Source organism: Myxococcus sp. CA005 (assembly GCF_006518205.1).
Classification (GTDB): domain Bacteria; phylum Myxococcota; class Myxococcia; order Myxococcales; family Myxococcaceae; genus Myxococcus; species Myxococcus xanthus.
The window spans coordinates 132,384-158,362 of the sequence record NZ_SRLV01000007.1; the positions used below are offsets into that span (position 1 = coordinate 132,384).

The window sequence follows — 25,979 nt, forward strand, 5'->3', positions numbered from 1 at the left end:
TCGTTACGTGGCGCGCGGTCGCGCCGTCATTGGTCTGCGTTCAGAGCTCGACCCAATCGAGCTTGATGGTGGTGGTGACCTCTTCGCCGGCGGCGACGTCGAGGGTGCTGCTCAAGGGGTGGAAGTCCTGGGAGAGTGCGTCGGGGTCCGGAGGCTGCGGCAATGCCGCCCAGGCAGCGGCCAGGCTGAAGGTGAAGTGGACGGGGGCTTCGGGATTGCCCCAGTCCGCGATGGGAATGCCGGGCACGAGGATGAGCGCGTCACCCCGCTCGTTCGACTGGCCCCAGCGCGTGATTTCCGGGTCGGCCAGCGCGAGCGACACCAGCGCGCCGGGCAGGGGCGTGTCGTGGGCGTCCACGACACGGAGCCGCACCACGGCACTGCGTGCGGACGGGCGCATCAGCGGCGACGGGTAGAGCGTGACGTCGACTGGGCGGAAGACGGAATCTGGCGGGAGCGGCTGGCCCGTGGGCGGAGCCGTCGCGTCTCGTGGCAATTCGAGCGTGAAGCTCCGGGCAAGATAGTGGCGTGTGGGGTCGCTCGCCACCAGGGTGAAGGCGGCTGCGGCGGGAAGCGGGTTCGGCAAATCGAAGCTCGCCGCGTAGTCGGAGAAGCCCGGCGCGTCCGTCACCACGTGCAGCCCGCGGACGTTGCGAGTGAAGCGGAGGCCATGCCCCGCGACGGTGATGGGCTCCGTGAGGGGGCGTTGCGTCTCCGCGTCGAGGAAGCGGATGGCGGCCAGGGCGCGGCTCTCGGTGCGCTCGAGAATCATCGCCTGGGCACCTCGTCCGTGAAGTCGAAGCGCCGCGCGACGACGGGCCGTCCAGCGGGTTTGCCCTGCACGTCGATGCAGACGACGCGGGCGACGTACGTGACGGAAGGGCGATAAGGGCGTCGCAAGGCGTCCCACATCCGCAAGATGTCTTCCTGAGGAATTTCCGCCGGGACGATTTGCACCAGCTCGTCCGGCCGCCAGACGCCCACGGGGGACAGGTCAGAGGCGCTCAACGCGTTGTGCGTGTGAAGCTGCAACATGACCCAGGCCATGATGCGGTGCTCGTCGTCGACGTTTTCAGCCCAGACCGTGAGCAGGTAATGCAGGTCCAGCGCGAGCGGCGGAGGCGCTTCCGCGCGTGGCTCATTGCGGAGGTGTTCGTTGACGGCGACGCGGTAGAGAAAGAGGGTGACGCCTGGGACTTCGACCGGAGGGGTGTTTGTCTCGCTTCCAGCCATCTTGCCGCTTGGGACGAGCTCGAAACGGCACGTGGGCAGGCCTTCGGGCTCGTGAGACAACTCGTAGGCGTGTCTCAGATATGAGACCAGCGAATCGCCTACCGAATAGATGGCGGAAAAGCCGGCCACGTTGGTCCCCCCAAGTGCACCGCGTGTATGTTCTAAAGGTGAATGAGAATCGCCTTTGAGTATGGGTATGGTGTCGAAACATCCACCTTGAGTCAAGTCACCTCGCGCGGTGGGTGAAAAGCTTGAGACCTGTTGCGACGGTGGGAGATGGCTATCGAGGTGGCTGAAGCCTGGCGAGCAGCGCGCGGACGATGTCTTCGGCGCTCGCGTCACGCCCCTCGGTTCCCGTGGGGGTGAGCGCTTCGAGCAAGGCCTTCCATTCCTCGGGCGGTTCATCGCCACGCTGTTCCAGGGCGGAGAGCAGCGGTTGGACGCGAGCGGTCAGGTCCGGGAGTTCAACGCCACGGGCGCCGAGGTCCTGCTGCAGCGAGCCGAGGAGCTGTAACAATTCGGCGGGTGTCTCCGGGCCTCGTGTGGCTGCGCCGTGCACGCTGCCTGGCGCGGAGCGCAGCGCGTGCTCCATCAGGTTTCCGAGCCAGGTGGCCATCGCTGGGGCATCGAAGTTCTCGGGAGCGCTGGGCGGGATGCCCGTATCGCTGGGCTGGGAGCGCGGCAGGGTGGCGTCCTCCGCATCGAAGCGGGCGCCGGTGCGGTCGCACCCGGTCCACTGCACGCCGTCCACGATGGCGCCTCGGAAGTCCGCGTGGCGGAAGCTCCCGCCTGACACGTTGGCACCCGTCAGGTCGGCGCCGCGAAAGTCCGCCTCGTCCAGCCGCACGTCCACGAGTGACGCGCCCGTGAGGTCCGCGCCTCGTAGCTCCACGCCGACGCCTTCCGCGCCGTCGAGCACGGCTTCGCGGAGGATGGCCCGTGAGAACGATGTCTCCGAGAGCCGGGTCTTGCGCAGGTCGGCTTGGGATAGGTCTGTGCCGCGCGCGGAGCTGTCCTCGATGCGGGCCTCGGAGAGTCGCGCCCGTCGCAGGTCGGCGCCGTCGAGCCGGCACTGCCGGAGCGTCGCACTTTCCAGCACGGCTTCCTCGAGAACCGCGCGCTCGAACGAGCATGCGGAGAACCGCGAACCGCGCAAGCTGGCGCCACGCAGGCTGGCAGTGCCCAGGTCCAAGCCGTCTCCACGCAGTCCGTCGAGTGGGGCGCCAGTGAGGTCCGCACCGTGAAGCTGAAGGTCCCGCGCGCGAGCCTTTTTCTGGAGGAGGGCCTGGAGGATGTCTCGCGCGCTGGCGGTCATGTCTCTCTCCGGCTCATGAGTCCGAGCGCGAGGAGCTGCTCGTGGAGCCGAACGATGAGCGTCGCGGCGCCATCATCACCAGGTGCCGCGGTGTCGAGCGCTTCGACGAAGACGTTCGCTACTTGCTGCGCTTCTTCGGGCGTCAGCGAGGGGGGAACGAGGCGCTGGTCGATAGGGCGCCTCTCGTACACGTTCTTGAGACGCGCCGTCTCATGGGCCAGCGCCTCGCGGAGGGGGACCGCAAGGGCGCTGGCGGCCATTTCCTCGGACGGGTACTTGGGGCGCCAGAAGGACCACTCGAACAGTGTTCCCTGGAGTCCTCGGACGAGGTGCTCCCACGCATAGCTCTGGACTTTGACAGGGCCTGGTAGGTTCGTGACGACCCAGGTCGCGAATCGGCTCGCGAATTCGACCGTGAGTTCCTCCGTCGTCAGAGTCGGAGGACTCGGGCTTGTGAGTACGTTCGCACCCTCGACCAGCTCCGGTTGGAACGGCCGCATGACGTTGCTGCCCATCGCTGTCCGCAAGTCGAGTGGCATGACCATGCCATCGACGTTCATCTTGCTTTCTCGGTACCCTGGCGCATTCGAAAGTGCCCGTCGTACTTCCGCCACAATCGGAGCGGGACCTTCGAACTGCAGGCGGCCCAGTTGGTCCTGGTAGTCGGCATCGAGCCAGACGAAGAGTTCATTCTTGATGCGTGCGAACGATGACGTGGAAGGGGGCATCAACCTGTAGCGGATCATCACTCACTTCCTTGAGGTGCCAGTAGTGGGCATGGGGAGTCCGGCGCGCGCCCTCGTCCTCTGAATGACACCCAAGACGTAGAAGAAGTGCTCCGGGTCCTGACGATAGAGTTTCATCATTTCGTAGGGGGTAAGGAAGTGCTCAATACCCGTCGTGACGACCTCCGTTGCCGGGTCGCCGTCGCCATAGTCTTTCCCGGTGTATTTTCTGATGAAGCCGCCCTCAAAGCCCATCTCTTTGGAGTCGAAGTCCTTGGTGTTCGTGAGATCATTCATCGACCGCGCAACCGGTTCCCCTGATGAAACAAGACGTTGGGCGCGGGCTTTGACGAAGGATTTGGAGGCCGTGGAGACATCGGGATCGACGTGCTCGATGCGGTGAGCGAGTTCGTGGTGCATGGTCTCCGGCTTGGGGTTTTTGCCCAGATTGATGGAGTTCGCGTCATGATCGTAATGCGCACGCACGTCGCGAGGTTGGCTCCCCTTGGTCAGGATGAAGCCTTGGGGGAGATCGTTGCCCGTCATTCGATAGTGTCTTTCGATATCGGTGCGAACATCTGCCTCGGTGCGTTTAGAGGCATTGATGGCATTCTGGCCCGCCGGTGTGATGGTCACTCCGGCAGCGATCGCCGTTGCCTGTGGAGTCGGAGTCCCCAGAAGCGCATTGCGCAATTCAACCATCACCCTCGTGGCCTTTTCCTGATTGTCGCTGGACCGCTGCTCGATCTCTTTGAGGAGTTGGTTACGGTCGTTCTTGAGGCGGGCGTACTCATGTCGGAGGTCCTCTTGTAGTGCGAGGGTTCGCTCGATGTCCTCCGGGGATGGCTTGCGGCCGTTCTCGCCGACCCAGGCGTTCTTCGTATTAAGCGGGTCTTCGGAATTGGCCGTAATACGGGCGTCAATATCGGCAAGTGCAGCAGCTTCGTTCGGGAGAATCTTGTGGACGAGGTCATCCAGGCGGCTACGCATCCCCTTGGAGATACCCTCCATGAAGTCGATGCCATTTTTGATGAACTCAAGATGTGTCGCGCTCGCGGCCGGGGTGCCGGGGATGTCAGACCAGCCTACTGTCTGACGCGCTCGATCGTTTGGGTTGAATTCAATGTCGTCAAAGTTGTCACGATTATTCGAGGGACTCGTACTGGTGGCGCTTGACGCGGCCGCATCGCCTTCAGAGTTTACCGCTACTGTGGCACGCGAGGTCGACCCGGCAAGGGATTCTGGATGGGGGACGGGCTCTGTTTCGGTCCTCAAGGGGGACGCTGACTCTTCCTCGGGTCGTGGCGTCGTGGAGACGTCGGTTTCTTCCTCGGAACGTGGCGTGCTGGGTCCGTCGGTCTCCGACTCGGGCCGTGGTGTCCTGGAGACGTCAGCCTCGGCTTCGGGACTCAGCCTGTCGGGGGCGTCAGTCTCTGCCTCGGGGCGGGGGCTTGCCGTGGTTGCGGCATCGCTCTCCGCTGTGGGCCGGGGAGCGATGGACTCGCGGAAAGCGCGAGCCCGTGAGCCAGGCACGACGCCCGCGCCGCGAGCCATCCACCGTTGCTGGACGCGCTTGATGCGAGGGACTTCGCCGAAGCCGCCGGTGACGACGGACATGAGCACCGACATGCCCAGCGCATGCCAGGAGAACTCACCCGTGATGAGCTGGGTGGCGACTTCCAGCACCGCATCGGCGGCGATGTTGGCCACGAACTGAAGGGCCACGCTCTTGACGGCGTTCTGGATGAGGGCGCCCGCGCCCGCGCCGAACACGCCGCCAATCGCACCCAGGAGCGCGGCCTTGCCCACGCCCGCCATGAGGCGCTCGCCCGACGCCCAGTTGTTGAGGACCTGGATGGCGGCCGACGTCGCCGCGCCGACAATGGCACCACCCACGATGGTTCCAATGGTCGCGGCTGCCGCGGTGGCGCCCAGCGCGCTCGCCGCCGCACCCACCGCGCCAATGACCGCCGGGCCGACGACCAGCGCCACCACGATGACGATGGCGATGATGAGCACCACCGCCAGCACGCCCTTCCAGGCGGGCTGTTCCTTCGACGCCGCCTCTTGGGCCTGGACGGGAATGTCGCAGTCGAGCTGCGCCTTGGAGTCGCGGAGGCTCTGTTCCAGCGCATCCGCGGAGTCCACCAGTGCGCTCTCGACATGGGTGAGAATCGTCGTGCAGGTCGTCTGGAAGCCGGTGGCCACGGTCTCCAGGCCGGTGGCTCCGTCCGAAGCCACCTGTTGTGCTTGCGTGGTGAACGCGTCGCGCTGCTGGCCGAAGCTTGTGGTCGCTCCTGCCGCCAATGCGCCCATGGATGCCGTGAAGGAATCAACCAGGGCCGCTGTCGCTTCCTCGGAGGACTGGCCCAGCCGCAGCATGGCCTCCAGCCCTTGGTTCCCCACGCCGTCCACGCGCTCCAGGGCGCCGGCGGCTCCATGCTCCACCTGGGAGACGAGGCCATCCAGCCCGCCTTCGAGCCCGCCCATGGCTTGCCCGAGGATGCGCTCCAGTTGTTCGCCCTCTGGAGCGGACTGCGTGGAGAACAGGTCGCGCACGCCCGTGAGCGCCTGCACCAGGGTGTCGATGGCGCCCGTCACGGCGCTCTGGATGGACGTCGCCGAGGCGAAGGCCGCCAGCTCGATGAGGACCTGTTGCAGGTAGCCCGTGTCATTCACGGACTGACGCTGGTCGTGTTCGTGGCGGTCCAGCCGGGCCAACTCGGCGATGAAGGCCGAGTCGACGGAGGCCATCATCGAGTCGCGCGTGGTCTCCGCCTGCGTCAGGGCTTGTGTCCGGCTGCTTTCGAGCGCGGCGACGAGTTGCTCGTACTGCGTGTCGAGCGTCTCGCGGGCACGGCGGGCCGCGGCGATGACGCCGCAGCGGTCCAACTGGCGCCCCTTCATCGCCTCGCCGGCCTGCTTCGTGGCCGTGTCCACCAGGCTCTTGCGATAGCCCTTGGCCGTCTCGCGCGCGGCCTTCATCTGGGCCTCGGCGCGGCGGTCGGTCAGGTAGCCCGCGAAGAAGCTGTCCTTCTTGTTGATCTTGCAGTCTTCGTATTCCTCCGCGTACTCCTCGCCGAGTTGGACGCACTCATCGCCCACTGTCGGGCCGAGTGCTTCGTGGGCAATGCGGGCCTGGGCGTAGAGGGAGTTGACGCTGTCCAGCGTGGTGGACTCCTGCTCGTCAACGAGCATCAGGCCGGAGTCGTAGGCGGCCCGGAGCGACTCGATCGCACTGTCGGTCTCCGAGTGGATGGTGGAGACGGTGGTGGAATGCTCGGACAGGACTTGCTGGCGGGCTCCCTCGGCCTGGGCGGTGGCGGCGACGCGCGCCTGCTCCACGCTGGCGCTGATGGCCGCCTTCTGTTCCTCCATGGAGGCGGAGATCGCGCTCTTGTACGTCTCGGCGAGCGCGCCGATGCGGGCTGGAACATCATCCCGCGTCAGGAGAACCGCGTCCTCGATTCGATTGGCCGCCTGAAGGAAGAACGCGTCCGCGCGTGAGTTCGCGTCAACACGTCGCGCGTCGTCCGCCGACGTCGCACCTGGCGCCGGGACGAACTGCACGCCGCCCCGGAGCGAAATGGCACCGGCTCCGGCATTGGCGAGCGAGGCGGACGCACTGCCATGTGCTGCCACGGCATCCCACCGCTGGACTTCGGTTGTGTCGATGGCTTCGTCCAGCGGCGTACGAGCGGCCTCATTCGCGGCGTCTTCCGCCGTTGCCCCGCCGTTGCCCCCAGATGCCTCCGAGGACGGTGCGGCCGTGGCGTCACCCGTGGGGGCCCCTTCCGCGGAAGCTCCAGCGGATTCAGGGGTGGAAGCGTTGCTGTCCAGCGTGGACTGCGCGGGCGCCGCGGCTTCCGTGGAGGAGGGCGCCTGCTCGGAGATGGCTTCCTCAATGGGGCAGTTGTCTCGCTCCTCGGCATCGGGACTGACGCTGGATGCGGCTTCCTGTGACTCCGTGGGCGCTGGCTCGGGAGGCTCTTGTTCGGGCTCGCCCTCGGGTTCTTCAATGGCCTCCGTGTAGCAGGTTGCGTTCTGGGGGCCGCCGCCCGCGCAGGTCTGTGCGCCCTCGGTGCCGCCGGGAGGGGCGGCCGTGTCGCTCGTGGGTTCAGTTGGACCGGAAGTCAGTGCATCCGTCGCGGGGCCCGCCGCGGCGCCAAGCGCGCTTCCCGCGGCCCCCGAGCCGCTGTCAGTGGACTGTCCATCCTGGGCCGAGCGGCCTTCGGTCGATTCGAGCGAACCGCCGTTGGAGGTGCCACCGCCACCTTGCGGCCTGGGCATTCGGGAGGGTGCCGCAGGCGGTTCGAAGAGGCGGTGGACGTTGGCTGCGAGAAAGGGCTGGACGGGCGCTGCGCTCGAAGACGTTTCCGTCACCGGAGGACCGGAGGGGCCCACCGCGCGGTCGAGGATGGGCTCGGCGGTTTCGCCTCGGACCACGGCGTCAGCGGCCTCATCCGCCTGGCGCTCGTAGGGGTCTCCTGGGTGGCCGACGCCGTCATGGAGTTGTACGCCGGAGCGCTGCTGAACAGCATGCGCCGCTTCGTGTGCTGCCAGGCTCAGGTCAGGTGGGCCACGAAAGGCGATGCGATTGCCCATTGTGAATGCATGGGCCCCCATCCGGTCGCTCGCGAGCGCGGCCTCACCGCCCACACGGGCTGTGACGTTCGACAGGTCATGGCGGCCGAACGCCTGCTGAAGCTGTGCGAAGTGGGGAAGGGGAGCGCTGGCATCCTTCACACCTGCATGGGCCTCGCGCCGGATGGCCGCGGGCCGTGACTCCACGGTGCCTCCGGCTGCCTGAGGCTGCACCGCGTCCTTCTCCCCGCACGCCGCGCACGGGCCGCCTCCGGATTCACATGCCGCGCACTTCGTCTGGACCGGAGTCCTGAGGGGGGACGCCAATCCACCTCGCATGTAACGCGGGACACCCGATGCGGAGTTGGGGCGGGCGCGTGCGCCAGGGCCGCTCTCGCCGGACCGCCCGCGCAGGAAGGCGGGAACGCCAGGAGCAGATCGCTCCGACGGCGCGCTCTCAGGACGTCTGGATGAATCCGAAGGCCGGGTCGACTCACTCCGGCGTACCGACTTTGACGTCGCTCGGCTCACGGATGCTCGCCCCCTGGTGATTCATACCGGAGGAGTTCATGTGTTCACTGCCAGTGTCAATGGGCGGCACTGTGGTGAACTGGAGCCGACTGTGAGAGCCCGGTGAGGCAGGAGATTTTGCCAGCGCGAATCCCAATCCGACCTGAGAGGTTTGGAATTGACGCAGCCGGAGCAAGCTGGGGCGCGGGTGGGACGTGTTCAAGCAGACGCGGTTTGGAGCATGTCTCCGGAAGGCCGAGCCGGCGGTCGTGGACGCGCATTGAGGCACACGACGGCCCTCCCTGGGGCTCCAGCGGCGGGCCGCCGTCATGTCAGCTCAGTCGTTCCAGGCCCGGTAGTTCCCCCCTGAGTATGGCGGGGGCGCGGCGTCAGTCGCGCCCCCGTTGTCGTTACGGCTCGTCGAGCGCGTCTAGCTGAACCTGGGCAAGCTCACGGTAGAACGGGACGACTTCAACATTGAGCAGTTCCAGGAATGGCGCGCGTGCGGCGTCAAGGTCGCCTGCCTCCTGGTGCTTGATTGCTTCGGTGATGGCACGCGACAGGCGCCGCGAGCCCACCCGGATACGCTTCGCAATCTCTTTGAGCAGCGCGGCGGCGCTCACATCGTCCTGGAGTGCCTGGGTGACTTCCCGTGGCGTTATGGCTACTTCGGAAGCGGTATTGGTCAGGAGCGCGCGGTTTTCATCCGTGAGAACGAGCGGTTCTCCAAGGTCGGTAACGCGGCGGTTCAACTCCCTGATTTCGTGCCAAGTGCGGTGTTCCGGCATCGAAAGCCCCTATCGACTTCTACGGCTGCAAAGTTCGAAGGGCCACTGCCTTTGCCCCTCGCAGTACCGAAAGCACGCATAGCAGTCGCCATCCCAACGCGGCTTCTTCTGGTCTCGGCAGGCGACGTAGGTGTTGGTGCAGTGCTCCCTCCATCCGTCTTCGGCGTCGTCCTCCTCTTCTTTCGCCTTGTCTTGTGCGTGCTGCATGGCGGCATCCATGGTCGCGGTGTACGCGGCGGCTTCGCTCGCCGTGAGGCCGCACGCTTCGGGCACTGCTGGGTTGCGCTGTACGCAGCACGACACGGTGTCAGTGCAGGACGCCAGTGCGTAGGCGTCGCGGCGGCTGGCCGTGCCGGTGGCGCTACTGGAGCAACCCAGCGACACGGCGGCTAAGAGGCACAACAGGCTAATGGCGATGTTCAACTTTGGCATGATGCGCGGACGAGTCACGTCCAGATATCGTGCGTCTATCACCCTGAGTGGGGGGCGCCTAGTTGAACTGCGCGAGCGAGGTCAAGTCCGGAATCGTGTGTAGTTGTTTCGGAGGGGGTTCGGGGGAGGAATGCGCCTCGGAGGCATCAATCAGCGGCGGGGCAGGGGGGATTTCAGCAGGAACATGTCGAGGTAGCGGCGGTCATCCCAGACGCCGGTGACCTCAAGCGCGACTACGTATACCTGGCTCGCCTGGACAGCGCCGAGGGGGCCTCCGATGCGGGCTACTCTGGATCGAGCGCCCAGGTTCCTTCTTCCCAGCGTTTCAATGCCTGCTGCGCTCCGAATGGGGCCAGCCCTTGCCCCTTGGCAGCTTCCTCAAGGACCGCTTTGGCTCCGTCCGTCCGATAGCGAAGCAGATGCGCGGCGGCCATCACGCGCACGTCCAGTCGCTCATGCTTGAGCAGCACGGCGAGAGCGTCACGTCCGGCATTGCCGTTGGCCAGGAGCTTATCGACGGCGGCACCGTACTTCCTGGCGTGCTTGTTCCCGATCTTGGCGTCTCCCCGGAGGATGGCCTCGTTCTGTCCGGCCACGTTCTGGGCGAACTGCTCGACAAGATCCTCCAACTTCATCACCAGAGCCCCTTCTCGATGTTCTTGAGGGCCAATAACCCGAACTCGCTGGCCTACTCCGGATCGAGCGCCCAGGTGCCGTCCTTCCAACGTCGTAGTGTCATGATCGCTCTGATGGCGGCCACCCCTCCCTCGTTCGCTGCCGCTTCCAGTACCGCCTTGGCTTCCGCCGTCCGGTAGCGGAGCAGGAACCCAGCCGCCATGGCTCGAACATCCGTACGAGGATGCTTCAGCAGCACGGCGAGGGCCTCTCGCCCAGTATCCCCCTGCGCGCGTAGCGCCTGAAGCGCGGCGGTGTACTGCTTGGCGTGCTTGTTCCCCGCCCTGGAATCTCCTCGATGAATGGCATCAGTCTGGGCCGCGACATTCCGAGCGAACTGCTCGACCAGTTCTTCCAACTTCATCACCAGACCTACGGGAACGTCACGCCGGAGAGGGTGATGGCGCGCAGCCCGCCCGGTCCCCACAGCTTCAGGGTGAACGGCCCCTGCGCCGCATCCGGCGTCGCTTCTGCTTCCACCACGACGCGGCCGAACGGATAGCGAGAGATGGGGGCCTTTTGCCAGACGGTCAGGATCTTCAGGGACGTGCCCGGCTTGCTCACCAGCGATGCCCCTTCCGCGGTCCAGGGGTTCGCGGCGTCCGGGTTCTCGAACTCCACCGCTACGGCTACGCGAACAGGGGCGCGATAGCTCCAAGCCCGGTGTGCCCAGAGTGCGTTGCCTGGATGCTGACGAACCTCTTCGTTGACGCGGAGGAGTTTCGCGGCGACGCCCTCCTCCTTTTGGATGACACCGTTGGCCAGGAGGCCCGCGATGCCGCTCGGTTCCCGCTGTTCCGCCCTCATCCGCGCGTTCTCCTCGTGGCACTGCTGGGTTTCCGCTCGGGCCTCCTTCGCCTCCTGCTGGTAGGACTCCGCCGTGCGCGCCTGTCTCCACACCTCGACGATGCGCTCGCCGCGCGCGGGGTGGGCGACGAGGACGAAGGCCGCATCAAGGGGGACCGAGCCATCCTGGAAGCGCACCGTCAGCAGTAGGCGTTCGCCGGGTAGGAGCTGCTCCGAGGGCACCAGCCGGAGCGTGCTTCGCCCGAGGTCCACGAGTGAAAAGCGTTCTTCGCCTTCGAGCACGACCTTCGCCGGATCCAGGGCGGAGTCGAACTCGAAGGACGTGGACATGCGTGGGCTTATCTGAACCTCTGGAGGCGGCACCGCCGAGGATGGCTCCGCCGAGATTTCGACGCGGCGCACCCCAAGGCCCGAGACCGTGGGAGACGGTTGGGCGGTCGCGGCGCCTGACGCGAGCACGAGCACCACGAAAAAGGCGATGGGTGACGCGGGCACGGTCGGTCCTCACTCGAAGCGGCGCACGGCCTTCAAATCCAGCGCGGAGTAGACGGTGGCCGTGCCGGGGGCTCGGGTTGGCTCCATCTTCAGGAGTCCGATGCGGCCGTCCTCCGGTTCAACGAACTGCACGCAGACGGGGATGCGCTCATTCTTGGGAGTACGCGCCTCGGTGAGTCGTCCGTAGACCCGCTCTGGACCGACGAGGAGCTGCCCGGAGAACAGGGTTCCCGGCGGCATGCGTCCCCAATGGACCCCCATGCGAACCGTCGTCGTGCCCTCACGGACCTTGATGTTTCTGCCACCATTGCCGGGGCTCAGGTCGAACGTGGTTGAAGGCCGCTCGAGTCCGGGGGCGAAGAGGCCGAGCTGTTCCATGGCCTCAATGGCCCCTGGAGGACAGTCCTCGGGAGGCGGCGTCGGGCGCACCTGGGAACCAGGGCACGCCATCGAAAGGCAGGCCGCGACACCCAGGCCAATCGCCTTGCCAGCGGCTGTGCCCTGGAGGCGCTGCGGCTCGGGCTCGGGGAGCATGCCGGTGTCCTTCTTCATCTTCACGGAGGCCTTCTCCTTGGAATACGTCGCGGGAACGGCGACGGCCGCAAGGGTGGATGCTCCATCGAGCGAGCCTGCGGCCTCGTCAGCTTCCAGTGGCCTCCAGGGTGCCGCCACTTCCTGACCGGGACTCCAGGACGTGGGAACGAACGCGGAACCGCCGGGGGGCGAGCCCACGGTGACATGGGAATGGGGCGCCATCCCGTGACGTGCGGCAGGAGGGGAGGAGGGCATCAGTCCGCGCGCGAGCACCAGTCCGCCCACAATCAAGACCACCAGGAGCGCCATCCAGGCCGCCACGCGCAGGGCCTTGGAATGACCGGCGCGTGCCGCGGGCGGCGGCTCGAACGGGATGGCCACCGCGTTTGCATCGGATTCGTACGCGTCCCCACCTCGTGGCGGACGAGGCCCGCGACGAGGCCGGGCCTTGCGCCGCTTCAGCCACTGCGCCAGCTCGTCTTCGACCGCTTGCGGCGCCTCCGCGAGCGTGGTGGCGGTGTCCGCGCCATGGGTGTCACAGAGCTTCACGTCCCAGGCTTCGTCCGCCTGGGCGAGCAGGGACTCCAGCTCCGCGCACAGCGTGTCGGCGTCGGGGTGTCGCTCCTCGGGCGTCTTGGCCAGCAGGCGCATGCACACGTCGCCGAGGGCCCCGGGGACGCGCGGGTTGAGCGCCTGGGGCGGTCTGGGGGCGCGGTTGAGCACGGCCTCCACGCCCTCGGCCTCGTCCGGCAGGAAGGGCTGCCTGCCCGTCAGGAGCCAATAGAGCACGACGCCCAGCGCGTACAGGTCATCCGAGGGGCCGGGCTGGTAGGAGCGGCCACGCTCGTCGCCGTGCTCCTGCTGGAAGCGCCAGGCCTCGGGCGCGCGGTACTCCAGGGTGCCCGGCGGGAGCACGCCGCCGGTGATGCTGGGGGCGCTCTCGTACCCGCCCGCGCCGAAGTCCACCACCACCGCCTCGCCGTCCGAGTCGCGCACGACGACGTTGCTCTCCTTCAAGTCCCGGTGCACCACCTTCGCCCGGTGCGCGGCGCCCAGCCCGCGCGCCACACCGAGCACCTTGCGCACCACCTCACGGGCCGAGGGGTTCTCCTCCGTGGCCCACACGTCCAGGCGGCGCCCCTCCACGTAGTCCATGACGATGAAGAAGGACTGGGGCGCCTCGTCCGGCCACTGGCCGTGTCCACGGATGCGCACCAGGTTGGCGTGCTTGAGCCGCAGGAGGATGGCCACCTCGCGCTCCGCCCACTCGGCCAGCCCCCAGAGCGGGATGAGCTTGAGCGCGGAGCTCCGCTCTCCACGCCGAGCGCGGTACACGGCGCCGAAGCCCCCGGCCCCCAGCCGCTCCTCCACCAGGTACCCGCCAATGTCCGTGCCCGGGGGCACGACGGGATGCAGACGCGGGCTCACGAGACCTCTCCTTCGGCGGGGCGTACGGGCTCGGCGTTCCTGGACATGCGCTCAACGGGCAATGGAACTCGTGAGGGTTCCCCCCGCGAAGCAGCGCGGGAGGGGCATAGACCTTGGACGGATACCATGGTTGAACCTGTTGAGGTATATGCTCGGAGTGCCGTCCCCGCGGCATTCTCCTCTTTTCCCAGGTCTCTTCATGTACGCGAAGCTCTCCCAGCGGATTGGAACCCAGGTCCGCGCCGCCCGGCATCGAGTGGGCCTGTCGCAGGCCCAGGTGGCCGAGGCTATCCACGTGCCGACGCTGGTGCTCAGTCGCCTGGAGCGCGGCAGGTTGTTGCCCAGCCTCCCCACGCTGGTGGACCTGTGCGGCGTCCTTCGTGTCTCCGTGGACCTCCTCCTGAGCGGCGAGGGCCTGGCGTTTCCCGCGCCCGAGGGGGCCGGCCGGTAGGTGGGGCGGCGCTGTGTGACAGGGGCTCGTCGCGCATCGACACGGCCGCCAAGATGCGGCAGGAAGGGCGTTCCCGAGTCGCGAGCCTCCTGCCCGCGGCAGACGGGGTCCTCGGTGTTCCTGGTACCTCGACGCATGAACGAAGAACTGGCGACCCGCATTGGAAGTGCCGCCCGAGAGGCCCGGACGCAGCTCGGGCTCACGCAGGCGGAAGTGGCCGAGAAGCTGGGCCTGGCGCACATGGTCTACAGCCGCCTGGAGCGCGGGAAGATGCTGCCCAGCGTGCAGACGCTGCTGCGGATGTGCGCGGTGCTGCGCATCGGCTCGGACGAGCTGCTGGGGCTCGCGGACGCGGAGGAGGGGAAGGGGGCGCGAGGCCCGGGCGGAGCGCCCAGGCTGCGGCAGCTCACCGGCCTCGCGCGAAAGATGGACGAGGAGCAACTCGACGCCCTCGTGAAGGTGGCCCAGGTGCTGCTGCGTTGAAGCGTCGCCCGGCCGCCCGTGCTCACTTCGAGTTCGGCGCGAGCGTCGCTTCGTCTGCGTCCAGTCCCTCGGGGAAGATTCCCGCTTCGTCCAGCTCCACCCGGTCGCGCAGGACGGAGGCGTCCGACAGCATCCGTGCCAGCTCCTCAGCCGCCTCCTTCCGTCCGAAGGGCTGGGCCTGTGCCGCGAGCGCCGCCCGCAGGGCATCGCGCAGCTCGGCGGCCGAGGTGTAGCGCTCGGAGGGCTTGCGCTGGAGGGCCTTGTGGATGATGGCCTTGAGCGCGTCCGGCAGGCCCGCCATCGCGTGCTCCACGTCCTCGGAGCGGTAGCGGCTGACGAGCGCGATCATCTGCGTGAGGGGCACGGAGGGCACCTCCTCCGTCTTCACGTCCAGGGCGGCGATGGGGGCCTGCGCGTCCTCCAGGTCGAAGAGGTGCTTGCACGTCAGCATCTCCATGAGGACGAGGCCCAGGGAGAAGATATCGGACCGGCCATCCATGGGCTTGCGGAGCAGGTACTCGGGCGAGGCGTACGCCACGTCGCCCTTGAGCAGGAGGCCCGGGGTCTCCTCCCGGCCCACCATGAGCGAGTAGGCGGCGCCGAAGTCCGTCACCTTCACCTCGCCACTCCGGGCCACGCGGATGTTCCGAGGAGCGACGTCGCGGTGGATGATGCCCAGCGGCCGGTTCTCCGAATCCCTCAGCGTGTGCGAGTGGTGGAGGGCGTCGGCAATCTCGGCGGCGATGTAGAGGGCGAAGGGCGCGCAGAGCGGCCGCTCACGCATGGTGGCGAGGCTGATGACGGTGTCCAGCGTGGGGCCGTCCACGTACTCCGCGATGATGTGCGGCCTGTCGGCGTGGATTTTCAGGTGATGGACCTGGGCGATGGCCGGGTGGTGGAGCCGGAAGGCGAGCTGGACCTCCTCGATGAGCCGCTGGCAGCGCTCGAAGGATGCGGGGTTGCGCAGGCGTTTGATGGTGACATGCCCGGCGAGGCCATGGGGGAGGTGACGCTCGGCCAGGAGCACCACCTCGCCATTGCCCCGCCGCTCCAGCGTGCGGAGTGCCGCGTAGGTGGTGGTGTCGATGGTGAACCGGAGCCCGGGTCGGGCGCGCTCCAGGTCGGAGCTGTTCTCCGGCGTCGGGTCCTCGAACTTCGTTTCGTGGGTCGGCGTGCTGTCATCGGTCATGGGCGGCCTCCTGGTGGGGTTGAGACGCGCGGCGGGCGCTGGCACGGGCATCCCGGCGCTCTGATTGGCCATGGCTGCGGCAGTCGGGCTCGGTGGCTGTCGCGGTCATGGGTCTACTATTTATAGACCCTTCAGGTATTGAAATCGCTCCCAGGGACTCGGCGCTACGCCAATGGGCCGAAGACGGTGCCGAGGGGCGCCAGGGCCCTTCACGCTCGGCTGCCGAAAGGACACGGAGGAGATACTCCCTGCCAAAGGGGCTACATTCTGACTTTTCTTGGATGTCGGGGATGGGTGGTAGTCAGGAGGCTCCTGTTCCGGAGGTCTCCATGACATCCAGGCTGCTGTTCCCGGAAGGCATAGGTGCGCTGTTCCCGGGGGCGTTTGGCTCTGTGGGCTTGGGATGGACCATGCGCGCTGACTCGCTCCGGGCAATTTGGGTGGGTCTGCTGCTCGTTCTTGCCCTGCTGTCCACAGGCTGCCTGTCACTGACACCACCGCCCGGCCGGGGGATGAACCTCCGTCACGCGCCGCACGAGGCGGCGGCGCCTACCTCGGTTGAGGGGCCAAGCGTTGAGGCTCCGGGTGTCCTCGCCTCAATGCCTGAGTCCGAAACGCCGGAGCGGCTGCATCGGCGACAGGCCTCCCGGGTGGAAGTGACAGGGGTGGGCCTGGACCGCGCGGAGAGGGATGCGCACCAGGGTGCCCTCGCGGCCCAGTTGGCATTTCGCAGCGCCTTTCTCGACGTTTCGGACCCCACCCGCCGCATCGCCGGCGAGTTCTCCAGGCTGAAGGCCCGTTGGCGGGGGATTCGCGTCGGAGACGGCGTTTTCGTCCGCTACGTCGATTTCGGCACCCAGCAGTTGCGGTGGATTGACGCCCACCTCGCCGCCGTCACCCGGCTGGCCAACGCCGCCTCGGAGGTGGAGGACCCGGACATGCAGCTCGCGCTGTTGCGCCTCGCTGGCCCACGGCTTGAGGCCGCCATGACGGGCTCGCTCCTGCTCGCCGTCTGGCTCGACTTTCTCCTCCTCGCTGAAGCCGTGCTCGCCCAGCAGCTCTACAGCGTGGAGAGGATGTTCGCGGATCTGTGGCGCTGGCAGGAGATGCTCAAGCCCGCCATGGCGGCGCTCTCCTCTCTGGAGCCCGGGCAGATGGAGGCCGCGGCGCAAGACGTCCCCGCGCTTGTAGGCCAGCTCTCGGGCGAGCTCGCCGCGACCATCGCGACCGTGCGCAAGGGAGCCGAGAACGTCGCGAAGATGCTGGTGCTCAAGGATGCCATCGAGGCGCTTACCCTGCTTTCGGCGTTGAAGTTCTCGCTGCCCCCGGTGTCTCCGTCCGCTCCCGCCTTGCTCGGCATTGGACTCTCGGTGGGAGGCAACGGCGTGATGATGGGCACGCGAACGGTCGTGTCCGCCGAGTGGGTGGAGATGATGCGCCAGTTGGTGCGCGCAGGCGTCCTCTCCCTGTCCGTCGTCAGTGCCGCCGTGCGGATTCAGGCGGGCCAGGTGATGCTGGCACAGGCGCATGGCGAGTTGCCGCAGGGCGTGCGCGAGGCGTTGGGCGACGGACCCGAAGTGCGTGCCATGCGCGTGACGGGCAAGGCGGGGGCTGGCATGGCCGAGCCACCGCGGCACCACGTCCTGCCAAAAGAGTTCCGCGAATGGTTCGAGAAGCGCGGCTTCACTGGCGACATGGACATTGACCAGTTCTGCGTCAAGCTGGAGCAGGCTCACCACGAGGCCATCCACGGCGGGGGCGACTGGAAGCTGGGACGCACATGGCCCGGTGAATGGAACCGGATGATCATGAGCCGATTGCTTGAGGCCGAGGTGTTGGCCGGACGGATGTTGACGCGAAACGAGAGCCTGGAGATCGTCGCGAAGAATATGAGGGACTATAAGATCCCGATGAACTTCACCCGCTGGAGAGGACGATGAGCGACGAGCGTGCCTGGAAGGGCAACGTGAAGGCACGCCTGTATGAGCGGGTCCGCGAGCACGGCTACGATTCGCTCACCGCCTTTGCCAAGGCGCGTCCTGCCGTCCCGTTGTACTTGCTGGCCGAAGAGCTTGGAAAGGATGACGTTGCAGCAGTGCAAGTATTGAGCGGATTGCTTGGCGAGGCGGAGCAGCGCAAGCAGGTCACACGCTTTGTTCGCGACGTACTTGTGCGCGAGTTGTCCGAAGGTCTCCCCAACGGCTGGCCGGCCGTGTTGAATGACGCCAACCGCTTCGAAGTCGCCAAGGCGCTCAGTTCGTGGATTGCCTACACCCCAGATACTCATCAGGACAGAGCAAGACAGGTCAGCGCAGCGCTCCTCGCCAAGCCACCACCGCCCGGCTGGCGTCCGCTCGCCCCCGACGACGAGCTGCTGCTCACGCTCCTGCCGGACGAAGAGGTCTGGACTTCGTCTCCGGGAGAGGTCGATGAGTGACGGAGGTGCCTGGCGGGGGAGCATCAGGGCGCGCCTGTATGAGCGGGTCCGCGAGCGCGGTTACGATTCGCTCATTGCCTTCGCCGAGGCACGCCCTGCCGTCTCGCTGTACGTACTGGCCGATGAGCTTGGCAAGGGCGACGTCGCTGCGGTGCAGGTGTTCAGTGGATTGCTCGCCGAGGCAGCGCGGCACAAGCAGGTCACGCGGTTAGTGCGCGATGTGCTCGTACGAGAACTCGCCGAGAGCCTCCCCGAAGGCTGGCCGGCTGTGATGGACGACGCCAACCGTTTCAAGGTCGCTGAATCGCTCGGCTCTTGGTTTGCCTACACCCTAGAAACTCACCAAGCGCGCGCCGATCAGATCATGGCAGCGCTCCGTGCCACGCCACCGTCCCCCGGCTGGCGCCCGCTCCGTCCCGACGACGAGCTGCTGCTCACGCTCCTGCCGGACGAAGAAGTCTGAACCCCCCGGAACCCCCTCCGGACCAACTACACACGATTCGGGACTTGACCGACGGTACCGGCCCCCTGTGTCAGGGAAGATGTCGCCTCGGCTGGCCTGCCGGAAGGACACCATCGTTTGCCCGTGGTCGGCCCACCTTCTTCTTGGGCCTCGGTGGCGGACGCAGAGGGGCGATACTCTGTCAGAATGCATAGGGTCCAAGTTCTTGGACCATGCCCCTAAACCTGGGGATGGTCCTTGCCAACAGCCAGTTCAGTCCCGATTTTCGAGAGGGGCTATTGGCTCTCTTGAGCGGTCGAATGCGCTAGATACGGACTTCCGAATACTTGTCTTTCGACAGTGAGAAGCTCGAAGTCCAAGTGCTGGGTTTGTGATGGCCAGTTTTCGGGCTTGTCGCTAACTGCGACAATGTAGCCTGCAGGTTCAATCCAGTTTAATCCGTCTTCGGTTTCTATGGGCTGAACACTCATGCGACCCTGGTTGTAATGGGAGGGATCGTGTGTGAGCCTGACATTTATCTCAAAGTGGCTTTTCTTAAGTGGCTTGCTGGGTTTGGGGGCGTGGGCTTGAATCCAATTACGGATGCGTCGAGGATCTAAGAGTTCATTGGGGGTAAGGTTCATTTCCGCCACTGCAGAATAGTACTCGGATGCGGATGCTTCTGCTTGTTTTCGATCTACCGCGTTACCCCGCGCGAGAAGATATGCAGCCACGGGCTCTAAAGTTCCCCAGGAGAGAAGTTCTTTTAGCCAGAATGCGATCCACGGCAAGCCACTGCGTGGCCAGTCGGAAATCTCAAGGGGGCGGATTGGCATTGAGCCATCACCTGCATCTAGCAAGAGTCCTAGGCTGCTTCCGATGCCCCAGTTAGAGCGATATAGGAAGTTTCGGGACGCGTAGTCAAACCAGTTTGGCAGTTCTTTGGGGCTGGGCTGTTTCGAAAGAGTGTCTTTTGCGAGCCACCACTGGAGGACCTTTTGCCAGTCGGTGAATTCTGATCTTTTCGAGCCAAATTTCTTCGAAATGTAGAACGAAGGTACTTCTGATACGAGGTTGACTATTTTGGCGACGAACTCAAAGCGAAGGTTTGATGGCCAGATGGCGTAATCGGAGCCGTCTAGAAGTGCTGAACGAAGATCTTCAGTTTTCTCGATCAGAGCCAGCGCTGAGCGCGGAGGTAAGCTGCTTTTGTATATCCGACGCCTGATGTCGGTGGAGGGGTAAAATTTTTTAAGTGACAGTCCCCGTGTCAGCCATGCTGAGCGCAGTCTGTCTTCTTCAGTTGTACAGGCGTGGGCATATGTTTTCTGCCAAATGCGGGCGAGCTCGTCTTCGAGTTCAGTATCGGATAGTTCTCCGTTTTTGATTTGCTCCACTTCTTCGATTGTTGACAAGATGAAATTGTCAAGCGCATCTAGCCGTATGGTGGCGGCGTTTTCTGAGCTTTGGGTTGCCGTCATCTCGAGCCACTCTTCAAATTCATCTTGAGTGCCGTCTGGCGAGATGTCGCTCCAGGCGTCCCATATGGCTAATATTAAATTGAATAGTGGGCTTGATGCGTCTTCTTGTTCGTTGAGTGCTGCGTTGTCTGTTACTTCCTTGAGTTCATGTACCAGTGTGTCAAATCCTTGCCGCTGGCGATTAGCTTTTTCATTGTCCGCCATCTGGACGGCGAGAGCATGCCCTTCAGTGGAAACCCCTGGTCGCCCTGCGCGCCCAATTAGGTTGCTGAACTCCTGTACTGTGAATGCGTCGTTTGCACGGAATACGCTGGGTAGCAGTAGGTAGTTGACGGAGATGTTTACTCCCTCCGAAAGGGTTGAAGTCGCAATGATGATTTTTACAAGGCCAGAGTCGATTACTTGTTTTAAGCGACGCGAGACAAGCGGAGGGAGTTTGCCGTGGTGAACTGCTATCCCACGGACTAGTAGTTTGTACTCTATTGAGTCCGCCGAAAAGTAGTCCGCAACGGATGCGAGACAATTTGCCCACGTGTCAGTTGCTGGTGGTGTTGGAAAGTAGTCGGGGAGGTGAGTGTTCCATGAGTCTAGGTGTTCTAAGCAGTCTTCCGCGAATGGTGTAATGTGTTGAGTTAACGAGATAAGTACCGTGGGTCTGGTGTCGTCAGAACGGCGCGCTGCGAGGTGTAGTGCTGCCCATAGTGTTGGGCCGCGTAGCCGCTTTTCTGGCCCAAGGCTGTCCTGTACTTCGTTGGGTAATGGGGGGAACGGTGCAGGAATAAATGGCTTCTCGTATGTCCGTCCGTTCTTGAAACGCAATGAACGTCCATCCATGAGTTCGTAGGTAATACGAAAAACTCCGGTGGGACTTACTTCTAGACGGCCAAGCATTTGCCTGGTGCTTCTGTAGTCTGAACGAGTCGGTACGGAGTCTCGATTGGTTGTAACCCAACGGGCTAAGGCGGGAGCTGCATTAGCGGCAACGGCGGATAGGGCTACTATGCGAAAATTATAGGCATCTTGGGCTCGTAAGAGTCGCGTGCCGAGTAGTTCAAGGCGGAATGAACGAGATGTTCCGTCTTCAAGTGAGGAAGCATTGCTTCTCTCAAAATCCACCATATGTGCTTCGTCTATGACTACTAGTCGAACACGGTGGAGAAAAAGAATGCCGAGATACCGAAGCAGGGCGTCTGCTTTTTCGAATGTGCATATCAAGACCGTAGGTCGGTCGCTATCAATCCATGCGTCGGTAGGTCCCCAGTCAATTCCGCCATATAGCCCCGTAACGATGACTGGATCTTGAGCGACGCTGCGAAGATCCTGCTCAAGACGAGACTCAACTTCAGCGGCAAGTGCCCGGGATGGGACTAAGTATAGGACGAGATTTCCGGATTGGCGTTGGTCGTCGCTAGGAGCAGTTGCGGGGGCGGTGAATAGGGATTTGATTGCGGCAAGGGTGGCGATTGTGGTCTTGCCTGAGCCTGTTGGTGTGCATAGAATAAAAGAGTCGTCTGTACGGAGGTTTTCGATTCCTTTTGCTTGTGAAGGCCACACAAGGGCGCGACAGTTTGTAAAAGAGGCTCGTGCAAACTGAGAAAGAGCAGAGGCTGCGAGCTCGTGTGAATTCGTTGAGATGTTATCTATTTGCGTCCAAAGAGATGTTTCGATGTACTTGTGCGAGATCTCTGCTGTTAGTCGGGCGAGGATCCATGAGTAAGGGTCATTGCTGTGTAGAAATCCGCTCGCGAGTTTATCGAGTTTGTCGAGAGCACGGGCGACTCTTTCTTCGCGGCCTGTGCGGAGGTGCTCGCAAATCAGTCCAATGCACATTACGGTGTGTTGGATGGCTAGGTCGGAAAGGTGGCCATCTGTTCCGTCCGTGCCGGTTTCCTGACGTGAGCAGCCTGCCCAGTAGGATTTGATTGCTTTGATTGTTCCTGGGAAGTTGGCTCTGAGGTATTCGCGTAGAATTTCAGACGTCGGGTCGCCAGTTGGGATTTGGCGAATGTGTCCGTGCGCGAGCGCTGGGTACCCTGCGAGTTGATATGCTGCCGCTGAGAGAAAATGAAGTGGTTGGCCTGCTCGTCTAAGGTCGCGCTGTGACAACCACTCAAGGATTTCTCCTGCGCGTTTCATTCCAGAACGCCATCTTTCGGACTTGTCGGCCTTTTTTTCAATTAGCGCTGCCTGAATCAAAAGCAGTGCCTCGTCCAATGAAGCTGAAATGTCGTTTGAGGTGAACTTAGAGAGCCCTAATCGCCCCATTTGCAGGCGAGCGCTCTGGCTGTATAGTTTTGCTTGTGATTCTGTTAGCGCGGGGGTGGCAAGTTGAACTCGAGCGATTCTGGCTATTCGAAGGGTCTCGGGAGTTGTCATTTGGCTGCGATTCGGTAGATGGTGTTTATGGTTTTCGTGAGGTCTCTTATGTGGAATTCCATCCCCTCGAGTTTGTGGTTTGCGCTGTACGACGAGTGAGGTGCGTCTGCTGCCATCCAGGTTGGTTTGGGGGGGCGAATTGGTTTGTTTTCGCAGACATATGTGACGCTGTTGAGTCTAGTTGCGTTCTTGTGTCCTTCGTACCTGAACTTCAATAGGGCCTCGCGCCATCCTTGGGCTTGGGCGTTGTCGTATTCTGAGAGTAGCTCGATTAGTTCACGGATGCTGTCGGGTATTTGTGGTGTGGTTGCGATTTTTGCATGGGCATCGGAGAGAGTAGTGGCGCTGTGCTTTGTTAGGCATTTGGCCTCGATTGCGAGTACGTGAGTGATTAGGCCGGTGTCATCGCGTATAAATGCAAGACCGTCATCGCCAGTTCTCCCGGGGCGCATTTCCTTTGAGTTGTTGGGATCGTATGTTTCGCCTGCGCGCAATTTTTGGTTGATGCGTTCGAGGTGTTGAAATTCGACATCGTGAAATCGAAATAGAAAAGCCGGCACTTGCCAGTCTGTTCGTCCGTGTGCGCCCCAGTGCTCGATGGCGATGATTCCGAGTGTCTCGCCCAAGTATCCTTGTAGCGTGACTTGGTGGAGAAGGGCAGGGTAGTTGGCGGCGGGGTCTTGGGGCGTATCTTTGAATGGAGAAAGAGTGTCTGTAAAGCCGCGACGTAGTCGCTGGCGAGCGTCATTTAGGGCTTCGTCTACGTATAGTCTTAGTTCGGATTCTATGTTTTTGAAAGCTGCGGGATCTTCGTCCCATAGGCGAAGCGAGTAGTTGTTGTTTGTTGAGTTGAAGGTTTTTTCTGCTAGCCATGTGTTGAGATTTGAGAGTGTAATTCGCCGGGTTCGAATCATGATGTGGCAGTGTTTGTTGCGCTGTTGATGCGTGGGTTGAGGACTGCACTTGCTTGCTGTAGATGGGAACCTGTCGTGAAGGGGGCTTGGCTAGTTTGGGTCAAGGTTGGGGAGGAGTTCAACCACTCAGGAACACGCCTTGTGCTGTGCGTGAGTGGTGCCGGGGAGCGATCTGTGCGATGGGGGAGAGCCCTTGTTGTCAAGGCTGGTTTGCCCAGACCGGTGCTTCACTGATGAGGCATGCGGTCGGTTTAGACCTCAGACTGACAGACGTGCTGTAGTAACGCACAGTTGGCGCCATCTGTTGAACGTGCCTGGGTGGAGGATGGCAGCTCTGATGCTCTTGCTGTGGACCGCAATCCCTCGGAGGAATTGGCGGTAGGGCACGGGAATCGAACTCGCCAGGGACGCCTCTCGGCGGCCCTCACCGGTTTTGAAGGCGAGGGAGGCAGTCTTGGGCCACAGAGGGAAAACGTCCCCATCAAGGACTTGGAAGGTGCGCGCTAACGACGCACTAACGACCGAGGTCCAGAATGGGAGCAGCACCAAGGAGGGTGGGCAAGTGGGTAGGTGGGCGAGTTCGTGAGGCTCGGGGTAGGTTGGTGTGGGTGATAGAGAGGCAGCGCCGAGTCGTGGCCCTCGACGTCGCCAGCGAGCGGGAGGCACTCGCTGAACTAGCGCTATGGGAGCGCGCCCCGGACGAATACCGCACGAGGCGGCAAGCGGCAGCGGAGAACGCTCCCGTCGTCATTGATGAGGAAACGCTGGCTGGGCTCATGCGGCATTTCACAGAGAAGGGACTGTCCCAAGACTACAAGAGGGACGTCCGAAACTACCTCGCTGCTTGGGGCGATGCTCTGGGGAGACGTGACCTTCGAAAGGTTCAACTCCGGGAGTTGCGGAAACTCTTGTCCCAGTGGGGGACTGCCCGAAAGAGCCGCATTGAAGTTGCCCCGGTTTCGTGGAGTTCCACCCGCTGTGCGAAAAGGGTCCCACGATGCCGAAGTCACGTCCCCCATACCCGCCGGAGTTCCGTGAGCGGGTGGTCGAGCTGTTGAAAGCCGGCCGCTCCGGAAAAAGCCTCGCACGAGAGTTCGGCTGCACCGAGCAGAGCATCCGCAACTGGAAGAAGCAGTTGGAGGGTCGTGGCAGTAGCGCTCCCAGCAGCAACGGCGAGAGCAGGCCAGCTCCGAGGGCGAGCAGGGCCGCCTCGGACGAGCGCGCCGAACTCGAGCGGCTGCGGCGCGAGGTGCGGGTGCTGCGTGAGGAGCGTGACATCCTAAAAAAGCTGCGGCCTGGTTCGCGCAGGAATCCGTGGCGACGCCCAAGCGGCGTACCGACTCGTGAAGGCGAACCAGGCCGTCCACAGCATCACGACGCTCTGCCGTGTCCTGGAGGTGTCCGAGAGCGGCTACCACGCATGGCGGACGCGCCTTCCCTCGAAGCGCGCGGTCGCGGACGCGGGCCTCAGCAAGCGCATTCGCGCCATCCACGCGATGAGCGACGGCACCTACGGCGTGCCGCGCATCCACGCCGAACTCGCGGCAGAGGGCGTGCACATCGGCCGCAAGCGTGTCGCCCGTCTCATGCGGGCAGCGCACCTTGAGGGCGTCAGTCGCCGCAGGTGGTGCGTCACCACGACGCGCGACGAGCGCGCACGCCCTGCGCCCGACCTGGTCGACCGGAAATTCGTAGCCCCTGGACCCGACCACCTCTGGGTGGCTGACATCACGTACATTCCGACGCACGCCGGTTTCCTCTACCTCGCCGTCGTGCTTGACGCATGGAGCCGTAAAGTCGTCGGCTGGGCCATGGCTGGCCACCTCAAGACGGAGCTCGTCGTGCAGGCACTCGACATGGCTGTGGGGCAGCGTCAGCCCCAAAGCGTCGTGCACCACAGCGACCAAGGGACGCAGTACACCTCGATTGGCTTCGGGCTTCGGTGCAAGGAAGCTGGCGTGCGCCCATCCATGGGCAGCGTCGGCGACGCGTACGACAACGCGATGTGTGAAAGCTTCTTCGCCACGCTCGAGTGCGAACTGCTCGCACGCCGCCGCTTCACGTCTCACGCCGAGGCGCGGATGGCCGTCTTCCGCTTCATCGAGGGCTGGTACAATCCGCTCCGGCGCCACTCCGCGCTCGACTACGAGTCACCCGCTGGTTACGAGAAGAAGCACCGCGCTGCCGCTTGAGGGCGAAAGCGCGGAACGCTCTGCGGAACCGGGGCAACTTCAGTAGAGAACGAACGTCCCAGCGTCGCTGACGCTCCGACTGCTCGCAGTGGCCGGAACGGCTGATCGGCTTGCGCCGGAATGGGGGCTCACCTTCGCCGGAACACGCAACTACCCGAGGATTTGGACTGCACTACTTGGATGGTGCACGGTCGCTTCGAGCATGTCGTCCAGAAGTGGTATGGCCACGCTCATTGCGTCAGGAAGACCCGTTGGTATATCCCCTGATGTACACGTGCTTGCGAACTCGCGGCCTTGTTTCGAGGATGGGTGAGGCGAGACCGCTAGGAAATGTCGGCTGTTGTTGAGTTGTGTGCCGTCTTTTGTGGTCGATCGGTGTCCGGCGTTGAGGGTGTTTTTGAAATGCGATTGATCGCGCTGACAAGATCGGAGATGGTTCCGTCGAGGATTTCGCGAGAGGATGCATCATTTGCTGGGGGGGGAGGGAG

The 25,979-nt window shown here is 63.8% G+C and carries 20 protein-coding genes; 6 read left to right on the forward strand and 14 right to left on the reverse strand.

Annotation, left to right across the window (positions count from 1 at the left end; translation table 11 throughout):
• Positions 1–40: 40 nt before the first annotated feature.
• From FMQ63_RS04940 to FMQ63_RS04990, 11 genes are all read right to left on the reverse strand, one after another.
• Positions 41–772 (reverse strand): hypothetical protein, encoded by a 732-nt coding sequence (locus tag FMQ63_RS04940; protein WP_074960179.1) that lies wholly within the window; start codon positions 770–772, stop codon positions 41–43.
• Positions 769–1,362 (reverse strand): DUF4255 domain-containing protein, encoded by a 594-nt coding sequence (locus FMQ63_RS04945; protein WP_074960177.1) that lies wholly within the window; start codon positions 1,360–1,362, stop codon positions 769–771. Before FMQ63_RS04945 ends, FMQ63_RS04940 begins: the two co-directional genes overlap by 4 nt.
• 151 nt (positions 1,363–1,513) lie before the next feature.
• Positions 1,514–2,548, reverse strand: a complete 1,035-nt coding sequence (locus FMQ63_RS04950) for a pentapeptide repeat-containing protein (protein ID WP_011554487.1) — start codon at positions 2,546–2,548, stop codon at positions 1,514–1,516.
• A complete protein-coding gene (locus FMQ63_RS04955; protein ID WP_020477864.1) occupies positions 2,545–3,294 on the reverse strand; it encodes a hypothetical protein in 750 nt (249 codons plus the stop codon). Before FMQ63_RS04955 ends, FMQ63_RS04950 begins: the two co-directional genes overlap by 4 nt.
• A gap of 3 nt (positions 3,295–3,297) precedes the next feature.
• Positions 3,298–8,064, reverse strand: coding sequence for a DUF4157 domain-containing protein (locus tag FMQ63_RS04960; protein WP_225909341.1), 4,767 nt, complete (start codon positions 8,062–8,064; stop codon positions 3,298–3,300).
• Between the two features lie 713 nt (positions 8,065–8,777).
• On the reverse strand, positions 8,778–9,155 hold the full coding sequence (locus FMQ63_RS04965) for a DUSAM domain-containing protein (RefSeq protein ID WP_011554483.1): 378 nt from the start codon (positions 9,153–9,155) through the stop codon (positions 8,778–8,780).
• A gap of 9 nt (positions 9,156–9,164) precedes the next feature.
• Positions 9,165–9,587 carry a hypothetical protein gene (locus tag FMQ63_RS04970; RefSeq protein ID WP_026113982.1) on the reverse strand — a complete coding sequence of 141 codons (423 nt, stop codon included), beginning with the start codon at positions 9,585–9,587 and terminating at the stop codon, positions 9,165–9,167.
• Between the two features lie 284 nt (positions 9,588–9,871).
• Positions 9,872–10,222 (reverse strand): DUF2019 domain-containing protein, encoded by a 351-nt coding sequence (locus FMQ63_RS04975; protein ID WP_225909981.1) that lies wholly within the window; start codon positions 10,220–10,222, stop codon positions 9,872–9,874.
• Between the two features lie 53 nt (positions 10,223–10,275).
• The gene (locus FMQ63_RS04980) at positions 10,276–10,626 is read right to left on the reverse strand and encodes a DUF2019 domain-containing protein (RefSeq protein ID WP_020479166.1); all 351 of its coding nucleotides are present in this window, start codon (positions 10,624–10,626) and stop codon (positions 10,276–10,278) included.
• 8 nt (positions 10,627–10,634) lie between these two features.
• A complete protein-coding gene (locus FMQ63_RS04985) occupies positions 10,635–11,564 on the reverse strand; it encodes a DUF2381 family protein (RefSeq protein WP_011554479.1) in 930 nt (309 codons plus the stop codon).
• Positions 11,565–11,573: 9 nt separating this feature from the next.
• Positions 11,574–13,526, reverse strand: coding sequence for a serine/threonine-protein kinase (locus tag FMQ63_RS04990; RefSeq protein WP_011554478.1), 1,953 nt, complete (start codon positions 13,524–13,526; stop codon positions 11,574–11,576).
• A 199-nt stretch (positions 13,527–13,725) separates the two neighbouring features.
• On the opposite strand from FMQ63_RS04990, the gene FMQ63_RS04995 reads away from it, so the two are divergent.
• Positions 13,726–13,977 carry a helix-turn-helix domain-containing protein gene (locus FMQ63_RS04995; protein ID WP_225909340.1) on the forward strand — a complete coding sequence of 84 codons (252 nt, stop codon included), beginning with the start codon at positions 13,726–13,728 and terminating at the stop codon, positions 13,975–13,977.
• Between the two features lie 135 nt (positions 13,978–14,112).
• Positions 14,113–14,460 (forward strand): helix-turn-helix transcriptional regulator, encoded by a 348-nt coding sequence (locus tag FMQ63_RS05000; RefSeq protein ID WP_020479164.1) that lies wholly within the window; start codon positions 14,113–14,115, stop codon positions 14,458–14,460.
• Between the two features lie 22 nt (positions 14,461–14,482).
• On the opposite strand, the gene FMQ63_RS05005 is transcribed toward FMQ63_RS05000, so the two are convergent.
• A complete protein-coding gene (locus FMQ63_RS05005) occupies positions 14,483–15,649 on the reverse strand; it encodes a serine/threonine-protein kinase (protein WP_011554475.1) in 1,167 nt (388 codons plus the stop codon).
• Positions 15,650–15,930: 281 nt separating this feature from the next.
• Here FMQ63_RS05005 and FMQ63_RS05010 point away from each other — a divergent pair, with 281 nt between their 5' ends.
• The 3 genes from FMQ63_RS05010 to FMQ63_RS05020 are packed head-to-tail and all read left to right on the forward strand — an operon-like array spanning position 15,931 to position 18,549.
• Positions 15,931–17,589 carry a DUF2380 domain-containing protein gene (locus FMQ63_RS05010; protein ID WP_309247161.1) on the forward strand — a complete coding sequence of 553 codons (1,659 nt, stop codon included), beginning with the start codon at positions 15,931–15,933 and terminating at the stop codon, positions 17,587–17,589.
• A complete protein-coding gene (locus FMQ63_RS05015; protein WP_011554473.1) occupies positions 17,586–18,086 on the forward strand; it encodes a hypothetical protein in 501 nt (166 codons plus the stop codon). Before FMQ63_RS05010 ends, FMQ63_RS05015 begins: the two co-directional genes overlap by 4 nt.
• Complete coding sequence (locus FMQ63_RS05020; protein ID WP_020479162.1) at positions 18,079–18,549, forward strand: hypothetical protein; 471 nt, start codon at positions 18,079–18,081, stop codon at positions 18,547–18,549. The genes FMQ63_RS05015 and FMQ63_RS05020 overlap by 8 nt, the downstream gene beginning before the upstream one ends.
• Before the next feature lie 275 nt (positions 18,550–18,824).
• On the opposite strand, the gene FMQ63_RS05025 is transcribed toward FMQ63_RS05020, so the two are convergent.
• Positions 18,825–22,385 carry a DEAD/DEAH box helicase gene (locus tag FMQ63_RS05025; protein WP_011554471.1) on the reverse strand — a complete coding sequence of 1,187 codons (3,561 nt, stop codon included), beginning with the start codon at positions 22,383–22,385 and terminating at the stop codon, positions 18,825–18,827.
• The gene (locus tag FMQ63_RS05030; RefSeq protein WP_044275700.1) at positions 22,382–23,299 is read right to left on the reverse strand and encodes a hypothetical protein; all 918 of its coding nucleotides are present in this window, start codon (positions 23,297–23,299) and stop codon (positions 22,382–22,384) included. Before FMQ63_RS05030 ends, FMQ63_RS05025 begins: the two co-directional genes overlap by 4 nt.
• Before the next feature lie 997 nt (positions 23,300–24,296).
• Here FMQ63_RS05030 and FMQ63_RS05035 point away from each other — a divergent pair.
• A protein-coding gene (locus tag FMQ63_RS05035) for an IS3-like element ISMxa1 family transposase (RefSeq protein WP_086009337.1) occupies positions 24,297–25,491 on the forward strand; the annotation gives its coding sequence in 2 pieces (ribosomal slippage) (positions 24,297–24,589 and positions 24,588–25,491; 1,197 coding nt in all).
• The last annotated feature ends 488 nt before the right edge of the window (positions 25,492–25,979 follow it).

Excerpts from the sequence above, each read along its gene's own strand:
- FMQ63_RS04940 (WP_074960179.1), bottom strand. The coding sequence starts at position 772 with ATGATTCTCGAGCGCACCGAGAGCCGCGCCCTGGCCGCCATCCGCTTC.
- FMQ63_RS04950 (WP_011554487.1), bottom strand. The coding sequence starts at position 2,548 with ATGACCGCCAGCGCGCGAGACATCCTCCAGGCCCTCCTCCAGAAAAAG.
- FMQ63_RS04955 (WP_020477864.1), bottom strand. The coding sequence starts at position 3,294 with ATGATCCGCTACAGGTTGATGCCCCCTTCCACGTCATCGTTCGCACGC.
- FMQ63_RS04965 (WP_011554483.1), bottom strand. The coding sequence starts at position 9,155 with ATGCCGGAACACCGCACTTGGCACGAAATCAGGGAGTTGAACCGCCGC.
- FMQ63_RS04970 (WP_026113982.1), bottom strand. The coding sequence starts at position 9,587 with ATGCCAAAGTTGAACATCGCCATTAGCCTGTTGTGCCTCTTAGCCGCC.
- FMQ63_RS04975 (WP_225909981.1), bottom strand. The coding sequence starts at position 10,222 with ATGAAGTTGGAGGATCTTGTCGAGCAGTTCGCCCAGAACGTGGCCGGA.
- FMQ63_RS04980 (WP_020479166.1), bottom strand. The coding sequence starts at position 10,626 with ATGAAGTTGGAAGAACTGGTCGAGCAGTTCGCTCGGAATGTCGCGGCC.
- FMQ63_RS04995 (WP_225909340.1), top strand. The coding sequence starts at position 13,726 with ATGTACGCGAAGCTCTCCCAGCGGATTGGAACCCAGGTCCGCGCCGCC.
- FMQ63_RS05000 (WP_020479164.1), top strand. The coding sequence starts at position 14,113 with ATGAACGAAGAACTGGCGACCCGCATTGGAAGTGCCGCCCGAGAGGCC.
- FMQ63_RS05005 (WP_011554475.1), bottom strand. The coding sequence starts at position 15,649 with ATGACCGATGACAGCACGCCGACCCACGAAACGAAGTTCGAGGACCCG.
- FMQ63_RS05010 (WP_309247161.1), top strand. The coding sequence starts at position 15,931 with ATGTCGGGGATGGGTGGTAGTCAGGAGGCTCCTGTTCCGGAGGTCTCC.
- FMQ63_RS05015 (WP_011554473.1), top strand. The coding sequence starts at position 17,586 with ATGAGCGACGAGCGTGCCTGGAAGGGCAACGTGAAGGCACGCCTGTAT.
- FMQ63_RS05020 (WP_020479162.1), top strand. The coding sequence starts at position 18,079 with ATGAGTGACGGAGGTGCCTGGCGGGGGAGCATCAGGGCGCGCCTGTAT.
- FMQ63_RS05025 (WP_011554471.1), bottom strand. The coding sequence starts at position 22,385 with ATGACAACTCCCGAGACCCTTCGAATAGCCAGAATCGCTCGAGTTCAA.
- FMQ63_RS05030 (WP_044275700.1), bottom strand. The coding sequence starts at position 23,299 with ATGATTCGAACCCGGCGAATTACACTCTCAAATCTCAACACATGGCTA.